Here is a 2,229-nt window from a genome sequence, read left to right on the forward strand (position 1 = left end):
CCCCCCCCGCGCGGGGGGCGGGGGGGGGGGGGGCGCCCCCCCCCCCCCCCCCCCCCCCCCCCCCCCCCCCCCCCCCCCCCCCCCCCCCCCCCCCCCCCCCCCGCTCCTACAACCAAGGGCGGGCAGCACTGCGCCGCGGCAAGGCGTAAAATGGTGGGCTGAACCCCCGCCAGCCTTCAGCAAGCGAGCAAGCCGTGACATCGATCAAGCAGGAAGACCTCATCCAGTCCGTCGCCGACGCACTGCAGTACATCTCGTACTACCACCCGGTCGACTACATCAAGAACCTCTCCGCCGCCTATGAGCGCGAAGAGTCGCCGGCGGCCAAAGAGGCCATCGCGCAGATCCTGATCAACTCGCGCATGTGTGCCGAAGGCCATCGGCCGATCTGCCAGGACACCGGCATCGTTACCGTGTTCCTGGAAATCGGCATGAACGTGCGCTGGGACGACGCCACCATGGGTGTCGAGGACATGGCCAATGAAGGCATCCGCCGCGCCTACGCCTACCCGGACAACAAGCTGCGCGCCTCGGTGCTGGCTGATCCGGCCGGCAAGCGCACCAATACCAAGGACAACACCCCGGGTGTGGTCAACGTCAAGGTCGTGCCGGGCAATACGGTCGATGTGATCGTCGCCGCCAAGGGTGGCGGTTCGGAGGCCAAGAGCAAGTTCGCCATGCTCAACCCGTCCGATTCCATCGTCGACTGGGTGCTCAAGACCGTGCCGACCATGGGCGCTGGCTGGTGCCCGCCGGGCATGCTCGGCATCGGTATTGGCGGCACCGCCGAAAAGGCGATGCTGCTGGCCAAGGAATCGCTGATGGAGCCGATCGACATCACCGACCTGCAGGCCCGTGGCGCCTCCAACCGTGCAGAGGAGTTGCGCCTGGAGCTGTACGAGAAGGTCAACGCACTGGGCATTGGCGCGCAGGGCCTGGGTGGCCTGACCACGGTGCTCGACATCAAGGTCAAGGATTTCCCGACCCACGCTGCCAACTTGCCGGTGGCGATGATCCCGAACTGTGCCGCTACCCGCCATGCACACTTCACCCTGGATGGCAGCGGCCCGGTGATGCTGGACCCGCCGTCGCTGGAAGACTGGCCCAAGCTGACCTACGACGCCTCCAAGGGCACCCGCGTCGACCTGGACAACATCACCCCGGAAGAAGTGGCTGCGTGGAAGCCGGGCCAGACCCTGCTGCTCAACGGCAAGCTGCTGACCGGCCGCGACGCCGCGCACAAGCGTATGGTCGAGATGCTCAACAAGGGTGAGCAGCTGCCGGTGGACCTGAAGGGCCGCTTCATCTATTACGTCGGCCCGGTCGATCCAGTGCGTGACGAGGTGGTGGGCCCGGCCGGCCCGACCACCGCGACCCGTATGGACAAGTTCACCCGCCAGATACTGGAGCAGACCGGCCTGCTCGGCATGGTCGGCAAGGCCGAACGTGGCCCGGCCGCGATCGAGGCCATCCGTGACAACAAGTCGGCCTACCTGATGGCTGTCGGTGGCTCGGCCTACCTGGTGTCCAAGGCGATCAAGGCGTCCAAGGTGGTCGGTTTCGCCGACCTGGGCATGGAAGCCATCTACGAGTTCACCGTGCAGGACATGCCGGTGACCGTGGCGGTCGACTCCACCGGTGAATCGGTGCACAAGACGGGTCCGCGCGAATGGCAGGCCCGCATCGGCAAGATTCCGGTGATCGTCGAGTAATCGACTGCTGTCACTGGTGATGCCACGACGGCCCGGGCTATGCTCGGGCCGTCGTCGTTTTCGGGGATCGTTCGATGCGCAGGTTCCAATGGGTGCTTCTATCAATGGTGTTGGCGCTGCTCACATCTTGCGCGAGCGGCGGTGGAAGCTGGGGTGGCGCCCCGCGCAATGACCCCGCAGCCTGCGTCAACTATTGCCAGAACGCCTACAAGCTTTGCAGCGCCAACCCGAGCAGCTACGGTGACTGCGGTGAAGCAAATCGCAGCAACCAATGCGACAAGATCACCAACCCGGAATTGCGCGGTGCCTGCCAGACCTCGCAGGCGTTCTGCCAGAACCGCTCAGCCGCCTCGGTGTGCGGCGAGCGCTTGAACAGCTGCATGACCAGCTGCAACTGAGCCCACGCGTAGTGCCGAGCCATGCTCGGCAGAGGCTTTCCCGGCGATCCATCAATCGGTAGTGCCGAGCCATGCTCGGCAGAAGCTTTCCCGGTGATCCAAGCATTGTGGGAGCGGCG

2 protein-coding genes are annotated in these 2,229 nt (G+C 65.7%); both read left to right on the forward strand.

The features are described from left to right. Positions 1-194: 194 nt before the first annotated feature. Positions 195-1,712, forward strand: coding sequence for a fumarate hydratase (locus tag ACVOL0_RS20305; protein WP_481550617.1), 1,518 nt, complete (start codon positions 195-197; stop codon positions 1,710-1,712). Between the two features lie 74 nt (positions 1,713-1,786). Further along, positions 1,787-2,110 carry a hypothetical protein gene (locus ACVOL0_RS20310; RefSeq protein WP_481550618.1) on the forward strand — a complete coding sequence of 108 codons (324 nt, stop codon included), beginning with the start codon at positions 1,787-1,789 and terminating at the stop codon, positions 2,108-2,110. Positions 2,111-2,229: the final 119 nt, after the last annotated feature.

Source organism: Stenotrophomonas sp. STEN021 (assembly GCF_056760175.1).